Annotated in this window: 18 protein-coding genes; 9 read left to right on the top strand and 9 right to left on the bottom strand. The window is 60.1% G+C overall.

Annotated elements, in window-relative coordinates:
* Positions 1-5 precede the first annotated feature (5 nt).
* From ACR0E6_RS06700 to ACR0E6_RS06665, 8 genes are read left to right on the top strand one after another with little or no spacing between them, the layout of a single operon-like run.
* Positions 6-1,334, top strand: coding sequence for a TRAP transporter large permease (locus ACR0E6_RS06700; RefSeq protein ID WP_170451642.1), 1,329 nt, complete (start codon positions 6-8; stop codon positions 1,332-1,334).
* A 12-nt stretch (positions 1,335-1,346) separates the two neighbouring features.
* On the top strand, positions 1,347-2,654 hold the full coding sequence (gene hisD, locus ACR0E6_RS06695) for a histidinol dehydrogenase (RefSeq protein WP_480581753.1): 1,308 nt from the start codon (positions 1,347-1,349) through the stop codon (positions 2,652-2,654).
* Positions 2,647-3,408 (top strand): SDR family NAD(P)-dependent oxidoreductase, encoded by a 762-nt coding sequence (locus tag ACR0E6_RS06690; RefSeq protein ID WP_480581751.1) that lies wholly within the window; start codon positions 2,647-2,649, stop codon positions 3,406-3,408. The genes hisD and ACR0E6_RS06690 overlap by 8 nt, the downstream gene beginning before the upstream one ends.
* Complete coding sequence (locus tag ACR0E6_RS06685; protein WP_480581749.1) at positions 3,405-4,382, top strand: alcohol dehydrogenase catalytic domain-containing protein; 978 nt, start codon at positions 3,405-3,407, stop codon at positions 4,380-4,382. The genes ACR0E6_RS06690 and ACR0E6_RS06685 overlap by 4 nt, the downstream gene beginning before the upstream one ends.
* Positions 4,383-4,405: 23 nt before the next feature.
* Positions 4,406-4,816, top strand: coding sequence for a universal stress protein (locus ACR0E6_RS06680; RefSeq protein ID WP_170517663.1), 411 nt, complete (start codon positions 4,406-4,408; stop codon positions 4,814-4,816).
* A 49-nt stretch (positions 4,817-4,865) separates the two neighbouring features.
* Positions 4,866-5,372, top strand: a complete 507-nt coding sequence (gene comD / locus ACR0E6_RS06675) for a sulfopyruvate decarboxylase subunit alpha (RefSeq protein ID WP_170451631.1) — start codon at positions 4,866-4,868, stop codon at positions 5,370-5,372.
* A complete protein-coding gene (comE, locus tag ACR0E6_RS06670) occupies positions 5,369-5,923 on the top strand; it encodes a sulfopyruvate decarboxylase subunit beta (protein WP_170630348.1) in 555 nt (184 codons plus the stop codon). The genes comD and comE overlap by 4 nt, the downstream gene beginning before the upstream one ends.
* Positions 5,923-7,023: an alpha-hydroxy acid oxidase gene (locus ACR0E6_RS06665; protein WP_480581747.1), complete on the top strand. Its 1,101-nt coding sequence runs from the start codon at positions 5,923-5,925 to the stop codon at positions 7,021-7,023. Before comE ends, ACR0E6_RS06665 begins: the two co-directional genes overlap by 1 nt.
* An 11-nt stretch (positions 7,024-7,034) precedes the next feature.
* On the opposite strand, the gene ACR0E6_RS06660 is transcribed toward ACR0E6_RS06665, so the two are convergent.
* Positions 7,035-8,135 carry a Hint domain-containing protein gene (locus ACR0E6_RS06660; RefSeq protein WP_170734480.1) on the bottom strand — a complete coding sequence of 367 codons (1,101 nt, stop codon included), beginning with the start codon at positions 8,133-8,135 and terminating at the stop codon, positions 7,035-7,037.
* Between the two features lie 317 nt (positions 8,136-8,452).
* Between ACR0E6_RS06660 and ACR0E6_RS06655 the strand changes: the two genes are divergently transcribed.
* Complete coding sequence (locus tag ACR0E6_RS06655; RefSeq protein WP_480581745.1) at positions 8,453-9,856, top strand: MATE family efflux transporter; 1,404 nt, start codon at positions 8,453-8,455, stop codon at positions 9,854-9,856.
* Positions 9,857-9,861: 5 nt separating this feature from the next.
* On the opposite strand, the gene ACR0E6_RS06650 is transcribed toward ACR0E6_RS06655, so the two are convergent.
* From ACR0E6_RS06650 to ACR0E6_RS06615, 8 genes are all read right to left on the bottom strand, one after another.
* A complete protein-coding gene (locus tag ACR0E6_RS06650) occupies positions 9,862-10,959 on the bottom strand; it encodes a M56 family metallopeptidase (protein WP_480581743.1) in 1,098 nt (365 codons plus the stop codon).
* On the bottom strand, positions 10,946-11,341 hold the full coding sequence (locus ACR0E6_RS06645) for a BlaI/MecI/CopY family transcriptional regulator (RefSeq protein ID WP_170451622.1): 396 nt from the start codon (positions 11,339-11,341) through the stop codon (positions 10,946-10,948). Before ACR0E6_RS06645 ends, ACR0E6_RS06650 begins: the two co-directional genes overlap by 14 nt.
* A gap of 65 nt (positions 11,342-11,406) precedes the next feature.
* Complete coding sequence (locus tag ACR0E6_RS06640; RefSeq protein ID WP_480581741.1) at positions 11,407-11,808, bottom strand: DUF2160 domain-containing protein; 402 nt, start codon at positions 11,806-11,808, stop codon at positions 11,407-11,409.
* 8 nt (positions 11,809-11,816) lie between these two features.
* Positions 11,817-12,614, bottom strand: coding sequence for a carbohydrate ABC transporter permease (locus tag ACR0E6_RS06635; RefSeq protein ID WP_058280831.1), 798 nt, complete (start codon positions 12,612-12,614; stop codon positions 11,817-11,819).
* Positions 12,611-13,474: a carbohydrate ABC transporter permease gene (locus ACR0E6_RS06630; protein ID WP_058280832.1), complete on the bottom strand. Its 864-nt coding sequence runs from the start codon at positions 13,472-13,474 to the stop codon at positions 12,611-12,613. The genes ACR0E6_RS06635 and ACR0E6_RS06630 overlap by 4 nt, the downstream gene beginning before the upstream one ends.
* Entirely contained in the window at positions 13,471-14,547 is a 1,077-nt protein-coding gene (locus tag ACR0E6_RS06625; RefSeq protein WP_170451619.1) for an ABC transporter ATP-binding protein, read from the bottom strand. Before ACR0E6_RS06625 ends, ACR0E6_RS06630 begins: the two co-directional genes overlap by 4 nt.
* Before the next feature lies 1 nt (position 14,548).
* Entirely contained in the window at positions 14,549-15,598 is a 1,050-nt protein-coding gene (locus tag ACR0E6_RS06620) for an ABC transporter ATP-binding protein (protein WP_170451617.1), read from the bottom strand.
* 61 nt (positions 15,599-15,659) lie between these two features.
* A complete protein-coding gene (locus tag ACR0E6_RS06615; protein ID WP_170451615.1) occupies positions 15,660-17,399 on the bottom strand; it encodes an ABC transporter substrate-binding protein in 1,740 nt (579 codons plus the stop codon).
* Between the last annotated feature and the right edge of the window lie 32 nt (positions 17,400-17,431).

The raw sequence follows: 17,431 nt of genomic DNA, 5'->3' as shown, positions 1-17,431 counted from the left end.
CCGCAATGCTTTGGAATTCCCTCAATCAAACCGTTGAACTTGGCTGGGATTTTTACCTGCCCGTCATTCTGTTCGTTGGCCTGATCGCCATGGCCGTGCCCGTCTGGGCCGCTATTGGCACCGCCGCGATCGTCATGCTGGTCATGTCCGGCGACCTGCCGCTGAGCCTTGTGGGCGAAAGCCTGTTCACCGGCATCGATGCCTTTGCCCTGACCGCCGTGCCGCTGTTCATCCTGACCGGAGACGTGCTGGTTCGCACCGGTCTGTCGCGAAAATTCCTGGACGTGGCCGAAGCACTAACTTGCTTCGCAAAGGGCGGTTTCGGATCAGCCACCGTTCTGGTCTGCGGCATGTTCGCGGCGATTTCAGGCTCGGACGCGGCGGGGGCCGCCGCCGTAGGCCGGATGACCATCAACCGTCTGGTCGAAAGCGGCTACCCGCGCCCTTACGCCTGCGCGCTGGTGGCAGCAGGGGCCTGTACCGGCATCCTGATCCCACCATCGATTGCCTATATCATCATTGGCCTAGTGCTGGGGATTTCGGCCTCGACGCTGTTCCTTGCGGCACTGATCCCTGGCTTGGCCATTCTGGTCTCCATCCTGATCACCAACATCATCATGAACCGCCTGTATGCCTACGAAGGCGGCGGCATGATGACGATGGGTGAGTGGCTGGCCAATCTGGGCAAGGCCCTGAAATCCGGCTGGTATGCTTTCATCGTGCCGGGCATCATCTTCTACGGAATCTTCTCGGGCCGTTTGACGCCGACCGAGGCAGGGGCGACCGCAGTTGTCGTCACCATTATCATGGGCTTCATCCTACGCACGCTGACGCTGGCTGATTTCCCATCGATGCTGGTCAGCTCAGCCAAGGTGAACGGGGTGATCCTGCCGATCATCGCCTTCTCGGCCCCGCTGGCCGAGGCGCTGGCGATCATGGGCGTGCCGCAGGGCTTTGTGACATCCGTGACCAACCTGACCGACGATCCCTACCTGCTGATCCTGCTGATGATCGGCATCCTGATCGCCGCAGGCTGTGTGATGGAGACGACACCGAACATCGTGATCCTTGCGCCGATCCTGAAGCCTCTGGCAGACAATATCGGCATGAACGAGATTCAGTTCTGCATCATGATGATCACTGCGCTTGGCGTGGGTTTCATCACCCCGCCGCTGGGTCTGAACCTGTTCGTTGTTTCGGGCATTACCGGAGAGTCGATCCTGAAAATCGCTGCTCGTGCTGTGCCCTTTGTACTGACCATGCTGATCGTGGTGATCCTGATCGCCTATGTACCAGCCGTTTCAACCACTTTGCTTCCTGCAATCTACCAATAGGATCTGCTGAATATGCCGCGTGACTATTTGAAAAAGGCAACCCTGACGGCGCAATCTCATGCGTCCGAGGTTCACGATACGGTCAAGACCATTCTGTCCGATATCGAGGTGGGTGGCGATGCGAAGGCGCTGGAATACGCCGCGAAGTTCGACAAGTTCGAGGGTAACGTTCTGATGACTCAGGACGAGATCGACGCCGCCATCGCGCTGGTGCCCGAGAAGCTGAAGGCCGACATCCGCTTTGCCCATGACAACGTGCGCCGCTTTGCCGAAACGCAAAAGGCCACTGTGTCGGATGTGCAGACCGAGATCGTGCCGGGCGTTGTCGCGGGGCAAAAAGCCATCCCCGTGGATGCGGCAGGGTGCTATGTGCCCGGCGGGCGCTACAGCCATATCGCCAGCGCGATCATGACGGTGACCACGGCCAAGGTAGCCGGGTGCCGCCACATCACGGCCTGTTCGCCCCCGCGTCCGGGCGAGGGTGTCGCCCCTGCGATTGTCTACGCTGCGCATATCTGCGGGGCCGACAGTATTCTTGCAATGGGCGGTGTGCAGGGCGTGGCCGCGATGACCTATGGCCTGTTCGGCTTGCCGCGCGCGAATATTCTTGTGGGGCCGGGCAACCAGTTCGTGGCCGAGGCAAAGCGTATTCTCTATGGCAAGGTCGGCATCGACATGATCGCGGGACCGACGGACAGCCTGATCCTTGCCGATAGCTGCGCAGATGCGCATGTGGTCGCGACCGATTTGGTCAGTCAGGCCGAGCACGGCTATAACTCGCCCGTCTGGCTGGTGACCGATGATCGGGCGTTGGCGCAAAAGGTGATGGAGCTTGTGCCCGCGCTGATCGAAGACCTGCCGGAACTGAACCGCGAAAACGCATCCGCCGCGTGGCGCGACTATGCTGAGGTGATTGTCTGTGAAGATCGCGAGGAAATGGCAGCCTGTTCCGACGACTATGCGCCTGAACACCTGACCGTTCAGGCCGAGGATCTGGATTGGTGGCTGAACCGGTTGACCTGCTATGGTTCGCTGTTTCTGGGTGAGGAAACCACCGTGTCCTATGGCGACAAGGCCACCGGCACCAACCACGTTCTGCCCACCTCGGGCGCGGCCAGCTACACCGGGGGCCTCAGCGTACATAAGTATATGAAGATCGTGACATGGCAGCGGGCAACGCGCGAAGGGTCCAAGCCCATCGCAGTCGCAACCGCCCGCATTTCACGTCTGGAAGGGATGGAAGGCCACGCCCGCGCCGCCGATGTGCGGCTGGCCAAGTATTTCCCGGATGAGCAATTCGACCTGACCGCAGATGGATGACCCACGTTCGCTCTTTGACCTGACAGGGCGCGTGGCCTGCGTCACCGGCGCAAGCTCGGGGCTGGGGCGGCGGGTGGCTTTGGTGCTGGCGCAGGCCGGGGCCAAGGTGGTAGGCGTTGCGCGGCGGGCCGATGCGTTGTCTCAGCTGTGCGATGAGATCGGGGCAAATGCCGCCGCAGTGACTGGCGATGTTGCGGATCGAGGGAATATGGGGGTTTTGGTCGCCAAAATCTCTTCCCCCTTCGGCCCGCCAGACATTGTCGTCCACGCCGCCGGGGTGAACACGCGCGAGGCGGCGGATGATGTGACCGAGAAGGGATGGGATGCGACATTGGCCCTAAACCTGAGCGCGCCGTTTTTCCTCAGCCAGGCCATGGTGCCCGCGATGAAGGAAAAAGGCTGGGGCCGGATCGTGAACTTTGCCTCGCTGCAAACAACACGGGCCTTTCCGGGTGGCATCGCCTATGGCGCGACCAAGGCCGGGATCGGGCAGTTGACCCGCGCCATGGCCGAGGCATGGTCGCCGCACGGCATCACCGCCAACGCCATCGGGCCGGGGTTCTTCCCGACCGAACTGACGCAGGCCGTGTTCGACGACCCGGAGCGCGCCGCCCGAAACGCCGCACAGACTTGTATCCAGCGCAATGGGCGGATGGAGGATATGGACGGGCCGATCCTGTTTCTGTGCTCGAAGGCGTCGGATTATGTTACCGGGCAAATCCTCATGGTGGACGGGGGGTTCACAGCGAAATGAAAGCGCTTGTCTACGAAGGTGTCGAACAGGTTGTGCATCGTGAGGTGCCGGATGCCGTGCCGGAATTTGGCGAGCATCTGATCCGGGTTGAGGCGGTTGGTATCTGCGGCTCGGACATGCATGCCTATCTGGGGCATGACGCGCGACGTCCTGCGCCGCTGATCCTGGGCCACGAAGCCGCAGGCGTGATCATCGGCGGCCCGCGCGACGGCGCGCGGGTGACGGTCAACCCTCTGGTCACCTGCGGGGGCTGTCCCGCCTGCAGGTCGGGTCGGGAAAACCTGTGCCCAAACCGCCAGATCATTTCGATGCCCCCGCGCGAAGGGGCTTTTGCGCAATATGTCACCATGCCAGACCGCAATCTGGTCGAGGTGCCCGAGGATGTGCCGCTAAGCAAGGCCGCGTTGGCCGAACCTCTGGCGGTTAGCTGGCATGCGGTTCGGCTGGCCATCGCAGCGCTGCATCCGGCAAGCGAAAAGCGCGCCTTGGTGCTGGGCGGCGGCGCAATTGGGCTGGCCGCTGCGCTGGCGTTAACCGCGATGGGCGTCGAAGAGGTCACTCTGGCCGAACCGAATCCGGGGCGGCGCGACTTTCTGCTGGGGCTTGGCCTGCGCGTCGTGGACGGCGTCATAGGAACCTATCCGATCGTGATCGACGCGGTCGGCTTTGCAGCGACCCGTGCGACCGCCTCGGCCTGCGCCGAACCCGGTGGCGTTATTGCTCATGTCGGTTTGGGTGAGGATACAGGTGGCTTGGACATTCGCCGCATGACCCTGCAAGAGGTCACGTTCATCGGAACCTACACCTACACCGCCGAAGATTTCCGCCAAACGGCACAGGCCATTTTCGACGGCCGTCTTGGCCTGCTGGACTGGACCGAAGCGCGACCCTTGTCCCAAGGCGCTCAGGCGTTTCGCGATCTGCGCTCTGGCGTGGTTGCCGCGCCAAAGATTATCCTGGACCCGTGGCAATAGACCGGGCTGAAAAGGAGTTTGATATGTACAAAAAAGTTCTTGTCCCGATGGCGCTGGATCACGGCATTTCGCAGCACACGCTCGAGGTTGCCCGCGCGCTGTCCGAAGAGGGGGCCGAGATCGTCGCCCTGCATGTCTACGAGATGCCGCAGGGCTCGGTCAGCGCATATCTCGACAAGGCGGCGGTCGCCGAAGGATTTCAGCGCGCCCGTCTGGAGCTGCTGAAAAAGGTCGAAGGGCTGGACGGCGTGACCGCTGAGATCGTGAAGGGCCACACCGCGCGGACAATCATCGACTATGCCGGCAGCAACGATGTGGATTGCATTGTCATCGGTTCTCATAAGCCCGACCTCAGCGACTATTTCCTGGGATCGACCGCGTCGCGCGTCGTTCGCCATGCCCCCTGCGCCGTGCATGTGCATCGCGGGGGCTGAATTCCTCAATCGCGCTTATCGCGCCCCAATCAGGACCAAAAGCCGGACCATGAACATAGACAAGAAGATCACTGACGATCTGGTGGCGAACGATATCTCGTTCGTGACCACCGTCCCCTGCAAGCAACTGGCCGGGGTGATAGAAGAGATCGACCAACGCGACGGCATCTTCCACATCCCGTCAAACAAGGAAGACGAAGGCATGGGCCTGTGCGCCGGTGCCTGGATGGGCGGCAAACGTCCGGCCATCATCATGCAGAACACCGCCATCGGCGTGACGATCAACACGCTGGCGACGCTGATCCAGTATTACCGGATGCCGCTGCCCATGCTGATCTCGTATCGCGGAGAGCTGCGCGAGCCTGTGGCCTGCCAGGTCGAGATGGCTGTGCACACCAAAGCGCTGTTGGCGCAGATGAACATCCCGACCTACCATTTCCACAAACAATCGGATGTCGAAGAGCTCGACATGATCCTGAAATACACCTTCATGTGCAACAAGCCGGTCGCCATCCTGACCGATGCCAATTTCTGGGGAGGCTATGGCGACCAATGATCCGTTCCGAGATTCTGAAAGAAATCGCCCCAATCCTGCGTGACCAACTGGTGGTCTGCAATATCGGCATCCCCAGTCAGGAACTGCACGCCATCGACGATCAGCCGACCAACTTTTATATGCTGGGCACGATGGGGCTGGCTTCGTCCATCGGTTTGGGGCTTGCGCTGTCGCAACCGAAACCGGTGATTGTGATCGATGGGGATGGCTCGATCCTGACCAATCTGGGCACGTTGCCGACCATCGCCAACAACGTGGCGGATAACTATATCCTGCTGATTGTCGACAATGGCTCGTACGGGTCGACCGGGGATCAGCCGACCTATGCAGGCCAGAAGACCTCGTTGACGAAAATGGCACAGGCCGCGGGCTGTGAACGCGTGATTGAATGCGCCGCCGAAGACACGGGCCGTGTGCTGCAAGAGGCGCTGGATGCCAAGCAGATGACCATCATCGTCGCCAAATGCGAGAGCGGCAACGCCAAGATGCCGGTTATCACCATGGATCCGGTGGTGATCCGCGACCGTTTCATGAAGGCCGTACAGGCCTGATGGGCGCAAGCGCCATTCACTGCGCCGAAGACGCCCGCCGCCTTGCGCGGCGGCGTTTGCCTTGGATGGTGTTCGACTATATCGACGGTGCTGCGGGGTCCGAAGTCGGGGCTGCGCGCAACCGCGCCGCAATGGATGCGATGACCCTGCGCCCGCGCATCCTGCGGGATGTGAGTGACCGTTCGCTCGGAAGCTCGGTTTTCGGCAAACCCGCGCAACGTCCCTTTGGCATTGCGCCCATGGGCATGTGTAACCTGTCCGGTCCGGGAGCCGACCTGATGCTGGCGCGGCTGTCTGCGCGATATTCGGTGCCCTTGGGGGTCTCGACTGTGGCCTCAACGCCCATGGAAGAGATGCTGGACGTGTCCGAAGGCAACGCCTGGTTTCAGCTGTATTTCAGTGGCGATGGGTCGGGGACCGCCAAGCTGGTGGATCGGGCCAAGGCTGCTGGGTACGAGACACTGGTCCTGACCGTTGACGTGCCCGAGGTCGGACGCAGACCGCGCGAATTGCGGCATGGGTTCCGTATGCCGTTCCGACTGGGTCCGCGTCAGTTTCTGGACTTTGCCCTGCATCCGCGCTGGTCCCTGTCGACCCTCGCAAGTGGCAAGCCTCAGATGGCGAATTTCCTGATGGAGGGCTACACCTTCGACCGAACCGAAAGCCGTGCCAAAGCCGATTGGGACACACTGGCAAGGCTCAGGGATCAATGGCAGGGGCATCTGGTCGTCAAAGGTGTTCTGGATGCCGAGGATGCAGTTGCTTTGAAAACAGCCGGTGTGGACGCAATTCAGGTCTCAAGCCATGGGGCCCGGCAATTGGAAAGCGCACCGGCCCCGTTCTCGGTTCTGCCCGACATTCGCGCGGCGGTCGGTGAAGACTATCCGTTGTTCTACGACAGCGGGCTGCGGTCCGGCGAAGATGCGTTGAAGGCAATCCGGAACGGCGCTGATTTCACCTTCTTTGGGCGCATTCTGCAATTCGCCATAGCCGCCGGGGGCGAGGCGGGTCTCAACCAGCTTTGGCAGGTGCTGAGCGATGAGATGAGCATCGCCATGGCTCAGATCGGGGCGACACGGGTCGCGCGATCAACCGAGTAGGGCACCATGTATCAGACCAAGGACCGGTGGTTTTTGAGGTGCCGCTGCACCATGTTGCGGACCTGTCGCCCTTTCGAGGGGATGCGCCGCGCAGAGTGTGCCACGTAGCCCGGCAGCCGTAGGAACGGGAACAATTCTAAGATTTCGGCGCGGGCGGCGGACGGCAGGCTGCGCATGGTTTGCGGACCGGTTAACAGGCTTTCTGACGGTGCGCCTTCGGCAAAGACGACCTCATGCCGGTCAAACAGCATGTGGTAATAGGTGACCTTCCTTGCGGTGTCTTCGCAATCAATGCCCGGCAGTTCGGTCAGCATATGCGCAGGCACCAACACCTCGGCCGCGTCGAACATCCGCGTGGCGATGGGGGAGCGGACAAGCATCCGGTGCTGCGGCGATACAAGCAGATCGCGACGGGGCAAACCGCTGCCCAAAGCGCCAGCTTCAATCCGTATCGGCCTTAGCTTGGGTTTGGCGGCCAAAGCCGCCTGATCCAACTGGCACGCGCCAATCCAGCGGATGGGCTGATCACTGTGATCGGCAGTGCAGACCAGATCACCGGCGGACAGAGATTCAATCGGTTTTGGTCCCTCAGGGGTCGTGATCAGGGTGCCAGCGACAAAACAGGGCACGTCGATGATCGCGGTTGGATCTGACGTGTCAGGCGCGTTGGTTGGCGTGACATTGACCACCTGGATGTCATAAGTGACCCCCGGATCCAACGGTTCGGACGTGATGTAGCCAACCAGCGTGCCTTCGATTTCAACGGCATAAACCGTGATGTTGTCGCCACCGGGTACCGTCAGGATATAGGATTCCTCAAGATAGATGTCACCGCTGCCAAAAGTGGTCGAACCGTCCAGACTGGTCACAATACCTGTCTGTGTTGCGTCATCTCCGTTTTCGTTATTGAAGCGGTCCCCGTTGAAGATGGTGCCGTCATCCGGCAAAGGATTCGCGCCGTTCAGAATGGTGCCGCCTGCGTCGTCCTGAACATCAAAGACCCTGCGATCCGTGCCGGGGCTGTAGCTGGCCGCCAGTGTGATCGTATCCTGCCCGACAAAGTTCACTGAAATAACGTCCGGCGCGTAGCCGATATACGAGTAGTTCGCCATGACCTAACCCAAACCTCATCCCCTAACAAACCGCCCTGTCTCAATTCATTGATTAAGCCAGGGAGGTTGGCGTTCCCTTAACGGCACCAACCTGCGGCTGAGCTAGTGCGCCTTTGAGGCAATTTGTGGGCGCAGGCGATCAAAACTGGGTGAGGTGGCCAGAGTTTTGAAACGATCTGAAGCAGGTGCGCCAGTCCCCAAGTGATCAGACCCCTTTGGCGCAAAAACCTCACACAGCGGTTTCAGTTTGGATAAGGTGTTTCACATTGGGACCGTTTCGGAACACGATTGCAAAACCATAATAATGGGACAGAACCTTGGCCGATACTTCCCCGCGTGAGGCGGTGTTTCTGAACGGAAGCCTGATGCGGCATGTGACGCGGATGTCACTGACAACCAGCATTGGTTTGATGGCGATTTTTGCCGTCGATTTCGTCGATATGGTTTTTATCTCGATGCTGGGCAATGACGCGTTGGCCGCAGCCGTCGGATATGCCGGGACGCTGCTGTTTTTCACCAACGCGATCAATATCGGCTTGTCTATCGCGGCCGGGGCGCTTGTCGCGCGCGAGCTTGGGGCAGGAAGGCCCGAACAAGCACGGCACTACGCATCCAGCGTGGCGACACTGGGCCTGATCGTCGGTTCAATTACCTCAGGTTTGGTATTGTTAAATATCAGCTTTTTGCTGTCATTGCTTGGCGCGGAAGGCGAGGTTTTGCGGCTGGCGACCCGCTATGTCTCGATCATTCTGCCAACCATGTGGGTTATGTCGATTGCCATGGCGGCAATGGCCGTTCTGCGCGCGCACGGGGATGCCAGACGGTCGATGATGGCCACGATCTATGGCGGGCTTGTCAACGCGGTGCTCGATCCGATCCTGATCTTTGGGGTTGGGCTGGGGCTGGACGGCGCGGCCATTGCCTCGGTCGTAGCGCGGGTGTGCATGTTGGCGGCGGCGTTGTGGCCCGCATTGCGCGTGCATCAGGGCTTTGCGCGCCCCTCGTTGAAACAGGTCGGGCGCGACCTTCGGCCCGTGCGTGCCATCGCGATCCCCGCTGTTCTGACCAATGTGGCAACGCCGATTGGCAACGCGATTGTCGTGCGTGAGATTGCGCAGTACGGGACAGATGCGGTCGCGGGTATGGCGGTGATCGGGCGGTTGTTGCCGGTGGCGTTTTCAGTGATCTTCGCGCTTTCTGGCGCGATCGGGCCCATCATCGGCCAGAATTTCGGGGCCGAGAAGTTCGACCGGGTTCGCGCGGCCTATCTGGCAGGGATCAAATTCACGGCGATTTATGTCCTGGGCATGGCCGCAATCCTGTTTTTGCTGCGTGCCCCCATTGCGGATCTGTTTGTGGCGCAGGGCGAGACCCGCGTGCTGATCTACCTGTTCTGCGGGCCGCTGGCCCTGGCGTCGTTCTTCAACGGGGTGATCTTTGTTGCCAATGCCAGCTTCAACAATCTGGGCCACCCGGTCTATTCCACATGGATCAACTGGGGCCGCCACACGGTTGGAACCTGGGTATTTGCGACCTTGGGCTCATACCTGGCAGGCGCGCCCGGAGTTTTGCTGGGTCAGGCGTTTGGCGGCGTCATTTTCGCCGTCATCAGTTGGGTGATGGTGATGCGCGTTGTCTCGGGCCTGCAAAGATCGCAAGCGATTGAGCCTTTTGCGGATCAAAACCGCCTCCACTCGCTGTTCGGGCGGCGAGGGTGGTAACGGCGTCAGTTGCCCTGATTGCGGGCTTCCAGCCGCTCCAAATTCACGACCGTTGACAGCATGATGCGATCATGGCTCCAGTCTCCGGTCTGTTGGATCGAAGCGGATCCCAAGGCCAACAAGGCCGCGAAGATCAGCGTCAGTCCCAGAAAGGCCACCGGCAAGGGCGCGGAAACGGTCGGAGTGTCGGTCAACGCGATGACCCGCTGTCGCAGCACGCGCTTGGCGTTTCCGCTTGTGACCATTGCGACATGCAACACACGGGGGCTGCCTTTGGCGACCGAACGTGCGCAGTAATCCAGCAAACACGTCGTGTAGTCCCTTGTATCAATCCGCTTGCGCGCGACAACCGACTGGTCGCAGGCCAGTTCACGCAGGCGGTCGAACTGGTATTTCAGGATTAGGTAGGCCGGGTTCCAGAACAGCAGGGGGCGCAGAAGTTCGAATCCCAACTCCCACTCGACGTCGCCTGCGCGGATGTGCTGAAACTCATGCGCCAGTGCAAATCGCAGCTCGCGCGGGGTGTCCAGAAGGTGACTGGGCAAGACCACGTGGCGGCGGCGCAGGCCGCGGACGGCGAAAGGAACGGTGATACGGTCGGACAGGCGGATATCGACCTTGTTGGATCGCCGCCAGAGAAAGCTGGACGTGACCGTGTCGCGGATCGCAAGCGCGTCGCGTGTGACACTCAAAGCCAGCAGGACAGCGACACACGCCAACAGGGCCAACAGCACGGTAACGGCAGAGGATTGACCGGACAGCACCAGATCGACCCAACGCTCGCGCGTGTTCAGCAACGCTTCGAACTGGGTCGCAGGCATCGCAATGTCGCCACGCAGATAGGCGGCCACCGCGATATCGCCAAGGGCAAACCCCCGATCAGGCCATGCCAGACTGGACAGTGCCGAAACGCCAAGTGCAAGGATCGGGCTGACCAGAACGCAAATACACAGCGCCTTGAACGCGCGCAGCTGCGAGATAAACCCGGTGCGCAGTGATGTGCGGGCCAGCGCCGCGCGGGCGATCAGCCAGATAAGGGCCGACAGGCCCAGCACGATGTTCATTTCCAGAAATGCGTCGAGTACCGGTTTAACCGCGGTCATTTTGCAGTCTCCTCTCTACCAGTGCTCGAATTTCCTCCAGATCGGTTTCGCTCAGACCTTCATCGTCGACCAGCCGGGCGACCAGTGAAGCGGGCGTGTTGTCAAACAGCGTCCGCGACAGGTTCTGAAGTGAGCGTGCCTGATACCTGTCCTTGTCCAGAAGCGGTCTGTAGATCAGGGTCTTGCCGTCCTTGCGGCTTTCGACAAATCCCTTTTCATCGAGAATACGCAGGATCGTGGCTCCTGATGTGTAGGCCAGATTCCGTTCCGGGGGCAGGCGGTCCAATACATCGCGCACCGAGCCGTGACCAAGCGCCCAAAGCTCGTTCATGAACTCCAGTTCAACTTCGGTCAGCAGGTTTGTCGTTTTTTTCTTACGCATCGATCTCGGTGTCGTCATGATTGGTCTGCCTGTCAGACAAGCATCCTTTCGCTGTTTCGCAAAGCTTAAACTTTCCAGAAGACGAAGATGCCCCAACCGATGGACAGGAAAAGCGGGGTCCAGACCGGTTGACCCACCAAGCCCAGCCAGGCCAGGAAGATATAGGCCGATCCAAGCAGGGTGATGAACAGGCGATCACCCAGCGTGGTTGTCAGCCCCAAAACCCCGCGCCGTTCGATCCCGTCGCGGTATTTGAAGCCTTCCAGAATACCGATCAGGGCGATGGCCGAGAAGATGCCGACAAACAGGGCCAAGGTCGCCGGGGTCCAGGCCATCCAGAAATCGGGCCACAGGGGATCGGTCCACGAGAAGCCTTTTTCCTCTTGCTGGCCGACACTGCCCCATCCGGATTGCTGGGCCAATGCCATCGAGGACAGGAAGGGCAGGGTGAGAAGGAGTTTACGCATATCAAACCTCACACACGTCCCATCGCGAAACCGCGCGCGATGTAGTTGCGGACAAACCAGATGACGATGGCGCCGGGGATGATGGTCAGGGTTCCGGCGGCGGCCAGCAGACCTAACTCATACCCCGCGCTGGAAGCGGTGCGGGTCATCACGGCAGCGATGGGTTTGGCCTCGACCGCCGTCAGGGTTTTTGCCAGCAGCATTTCCACCCATGAGAACATGAAGCAGAAGAAGGCCGCCACGCCGACGCCCGCTTTGATATTCGGCAAAAAGATCGTCACGAAGAACCGCGGGAAGGAATAGCCGTCGACATAGGCTGTTTCGTCCAACTCCTTCGGGATGCCGCGCATGAAGCCTTCCAGAATCCACACCGCCAGCGGCACGTTGAACAGCGTATGTGCCAGCGCCACAGCCAGATAAGTGTCGAACAGGTGGATCGACGAATAAAGCTGGAAGAAGGGCAGCGCGAAGACCGCTGCCGGGGCCATCCGGTTGGTCAGCAGCCAGAAGAACAACTGCTTGTCGCCCAGGAACCGATAGCGCGAGAACGCATAGGCCGCAGGCAGGGCCACACAGACCGACAACACCGTGTTGATCGTCACGTAGATGATCGAGTTGATGTAGCCCCAGTACCATGTCGGATCAGTGAAAATGGTGATGTAGTTTTCCAGCGTAAAGGTCTGGGGAAAAAGGGAAAAGCCCGATAGGATCTCGTTAGTCGTTTTGAAGGACATCGCCACCAGCCAATAGATCGGCAGCATCAGGAACGCGATATAGAGGATCGGGATAAGGGACCGCTTCTTCATTGCGCGTCATCCTTTGTCATCAGAGTGTAGAAGACCCAACTCACCAGCAGAGTGATGGCGAAATAGATCAGGCTCATCGCCGCCGCAGGGCCAAGGTCGAACTGTCCCAGCGCGATTTTCACAAGGTCGATCGACAGCAAGGTGGTCGAGTTTCCGGGGCCGCCGCCGGTCAGAACGAAGGGCTCGGTGTAGATGTTGAAACTGTCCATGAACCGCAGCAGAACCGCGATCGTCAGGACGGTTTTCATCTTGGGCAACTGGATATAGCGGAACACCGACCACGGGCTGGCGCCATCGATCTTGGCGGCTTGGTAATACGCATCCGGGATCGAGACGAGCCCCGCGTAGCACAGCAGCACAACCAGCGAGGTCCAGTGCCAGACATCCATCACAATGACCGTGATCCAGGCCGAGATCGGCTGTTGCGTCATGTCATAGTTGATGCCCAGAACGTCATTCAGGAAATATCCCAGCAAACCAATTTTGGGCAGCGTGAAGATGTTCCACATCGAGCCGACCACGTTCCACGGGATCAGCATCGGCAGCGCCATCAGCACCAGACAAACCGGCACCCAGAAGCCTTTGCGCGGCATGGAAAGGGCGACGATGATGCCCAAAGGCACCTCGATCAGCAGGATCAGGAAGGTGAACAGGAATTGCCTTCCCAGCGCTGCCTGAAACCGGTCCGACCGCAGGATTTGTTCGAACCAGCCAAGCCCTTCCCAGAAGAACTGGTTGTTGCCGAAGGTTTCCTGCACCGAGTAGTTGACCACTGTCATCATCGGCACCAGCGCGTTGAACGCGACCAGTGCGAGAACTGGCAGGACAAAGAACCATGCCTTTTGGTTTTCCGTTCTCATTGCGCCCGCTCCTGAGTTGCGATCCAGCCGTCGCGGTAGACGCGGGATTGTTCGGGTTTGAATTGCAGAAAAACCTGTGATCCCGGTTCGGGAACCTCATGTTCCGTGACAGCTTTGAGGGCGGTGTTGCCGACCATCGCGCTGACGACGTAGTGGCGGCCAATGTCGGAAACTTTGGTCACATGCGCCGGGATACCGGTATCGCCAAAGCCCACATATTCAGGGCGGATGCCCAGATCGGTGCGGCCTCCGTCGCCATGGGTCGGGCCTTCCAGCATGACCTCGTGGCCCTCGAACACGGCCCGATCGCCCTTGGCCTCGCAGGGCAGCACGTTCATGCCGGGTGAGCCGATGAAGTGGCCGACGAAGGTGTGCTGAGGGCGCTCGAACAGTTCAACCGGTGTGCCGATCTGCACCACCTCGCCGTCTTGCATCACCACGACTTCATCAGCGAAGGTCAGCGCCTCGGTCTGGTCGTGGGTCACGTAGATCATCGTGGCCTGCACGCGCTGGTGCAGTTCTTTCAGTTTGGACCGCAGCTTCCATTTCAGATGCGGGTCGATCACGGTCAACGGTTCATCGAACATCACCGCGTTCACGTCGTCGCGGACCAGCCCGCGACCCATCGAGATCTTCTGTTTGTTGTCAGGGCTGAGGCCCGAGGCGCGGGTGTTTAGCATATCCGTGACGTCCAGCATCTCGGCGATCTCATCGACGCGGCGTTTGATGGTCGCCGGGTCAACACCCCGGTTTTTCAACGGGAAAGCAAGGTTTTCGCCCACTGTCATCGTGTCGTAGATCACCGGGAACTGGAACACCTGTGCGATGTTACGCTGATCGGGGGGCAGGGCGGTGACGTCCTGACCATCGAACAGAATCTGCCCCTCAGACGGTGTCAGCAGGCCCGAGATGATGTTCAGCAACGTGGACTTGCCGCAGCCCGACGGGCCAAGCAGCGCATATGCGCCGCCGTCGCGCCAGGTTACGTCGATTTCCTTCAGCGCATAGTCCTCAGGGCCTTTGGGTGAGGGCATATAGCTGTGCCGCAGGTTTGAAAGCTTGATCTGAGCCATGTCACGCGACCCTTTGGCCGTCTTGGCCGAAATACCGGCAATGGGCCGGGTTCATGTAGAAACTGTGGTCCTCACCCACCCGGTAGGGATGTACCCCTGCGGCCAGAGAGACCCATGCATCCTCGCCATGCTGGAAATGTGCGCTGGAATCTGAGCCCGACAGTTCAGTCACGATCACCCGGCCCGTCAGTTCAACATCCGCTTCCGACGTTCGGAACGGAGTCACGCGATGCGGGCGTACGGCGACGGAGTAGTCGCCATCTGCCATGCCCGAGACATTCCAGCGTCCGCCGCCTTCCAATTGCGCCATCGCGCCTGTCACTTTGACCCGACCCACATTGATTGGCGGATCCGAAAAGACGCGCGCAGCGGCGATGTTTTCTGGGTTGCGGTAAATGTCGGCGGTGGGGCCGAACTGTGTCACGCAGCCATCTTCCATCAGGGCGGTGTGACCACCCAACAGCAGGGCCTCTTCGGGTTCCGATGTGGCATAGACCACCACTGCGCCGCGTCCTGCAAACAGGTCGGGCAGTTGCTCACGCAGTTCTTCGCGCAGCTTGTAGTCGAGATTAGCCAGCGGCTCGTCCAGAAAAACAGCGCGGCTTTCCTTGGCAATCGCCCGCGCCAGCGCAGTACGTTGCTGTTGCCCGCCCGACAGCTCATGCGGGCGGCGGTGCAGCATGGGACGCAGTTGCAGCAGGTCGGCAGCCTCTTCGACGCGGCCCTCGATCTCGGACTTTGCCATGCCCGCCACGCGCAGGGGCGAGGCGATGTTGTCGAACACGCTCATATGCGGGTAGTTGACGAAAAACTGGTGCACCAGACTGATCTGCCGCTTCTGCGTGTTCAGCCGGGTCACATCCTGCCCATCCATCAAAACCTTGCCCGAGGCGATCGGGTCCAGCCCGGCCATCATCTTGATAAGCGAGGTCTTTCCCGAGCCGGTCGCGCCCAGCAGCACATTGAAATGGCCGGTTTGCAGCGTCAGGTTTGTAGGCTTGATATGGATGACGTTGCCGACCCGTTTGGTCGCGTCCTGTAGTTCGATCATCGGGGAAACTCGTGGGGTATTTGGGGTAGGCCGGGCTGAAGCCCGGCCTACGATGTTGCGTTTACTGGGACTGCCAGCGCTGAACCAGTTCGTCATAGTTGACGGTCTGACCCTGCGGCTTTTCGTTCTCCAGCTTCGCCTTGGGCGAACCGGCCTTTTCCAGCCAGAAGGACGGATCCTGCGGCTCGTTCAGGCGGGGGCCACAGCCGCCGTAGACATTGGCTGCTTCGTCCGCCGCCTGCATCCGGGACATGGTGATGTCCATCTCTTCGGCCAGACGATCCATCGCCTCTTGCGGAGTGAACGCGCCCGAGTTCACGTCACCGATCTGCTGCCACCAGATCTGGGCCAGCTTCGGATAATCCGGCACGTTGATGCCGGTCGGCGACCAGGCCACACGGTCAGGCGAGCGGTAGAACTCGACCAGACCACCCAGCTTGGGCGCGCGTTCGGTGAACGACTCGTGATTGACCGAGCTGTCGCGTGCGAAGGTCAGACCCACGTGGGATTTCTTCACATCGACAGTTTTCGACGTCACGAACTGAGCGTACAGCCAGGCCGCCTGAGCACGATCCGAAGGGGTCGATTTCAGGAAGGTCCACGACCCCACGTCCTGATAGCCAACCTTCTGGCCTTCTTCCCAATAGGGGCCATGCGGGCTGGGCGCCATCCGCCATAGCGGCGTGCCTTCGTCGTCGACAGTATTGTTGCCTTCGGACTTCGGCTTGACCATGTCGGCGGTAAAGGCGGTGTACCAGAAGATCTGCTGGGCCACGTTGCCTTGGCTAAGCGCGGGCAGCGACTGGTAGAAGTCATAGGACGCCGCACCCGGAGGGGCGTAAGCCCGCAGCCATTCATCCCATTTGCGGATCGCATAGACCGCAGCCGGACCGTTTGCAGCACCACCGCGCGACACCGAAGCGCCAACCGGATTGCAGGTGCCCGCTTCCATGCGGATGCCCCATTCATCGACCGGAACACCGTTCGGCTCGCCCACGTCACCGGCACCGGCCATCGACAGCCATGCGTCGGTCATACGCCAGCCCAAGTCAGGCGCGCGTTTGCCGTAGTCCATATGGCCATAGATCGCCACACCGTCGACTTCCTTGACGTCATTGGTGAAGAATTCGGCGATGTCCTCATAGGCCGACCAGTTGACCGGAACGCCCAGATCATAGCCGTATTTCTCTTTGAACGCGGCTTTGTTGGCTTCGTCATCGAACCAGTCCTTGCGGAACCAGTAGAGGTTCGCAAACTGCTGATCCGGCAGCTGATACAGGTTGCCATCCGGGCCAGTGGTGAACTGAATGCCCATGAAGTCATCCAGATCCAGCGTCGGTGAGGTTGTCGCCGCCCAGTCGCCGCCCATCTGTTCGGTGAGGTTATAAGCCAGTTGCAGGCGCGAGTGGGTGCCGATCAGGTCGCTGTCATTGACATAGCCGTCATACAGGTTTCGGCCGGTCTGCATCTGGGTTTGAACGGCCTGAACCACTTCGCCCTCACCAAGTATCTGATGATTGACCTTGATACCGGTGATTTCCTCGAACGCTTTGGCCAGAACCTCGGATTCATAGGAATGCGTGGGGATGCTTTCCGACAGAACGTTCAGTTCCATTCCGGCATAGGGTTCGGCAGCTTTGATGAACCACTGCATTTCCGCCATCTGTTCGTCTTTCGACAAGCTGGACGGCTGGAACTCATCATCGATCCAACGCTGTGCTGCGGCTTCGTCGGCCCAAACGGGACCGTGCCCCGCAATGACGGCAGCCGCCGCCACTGCGGAAAGTAGATGTCTCCGCATCTGTCTCCTCCCAAAGATTATGGTTGTCCGGC

This window comes from Ruegeria sp. AP12, assembly GCF_056540025.1.
This window is presented reverse-complemented; position numbering and strand designations above follow the sequence as displayed.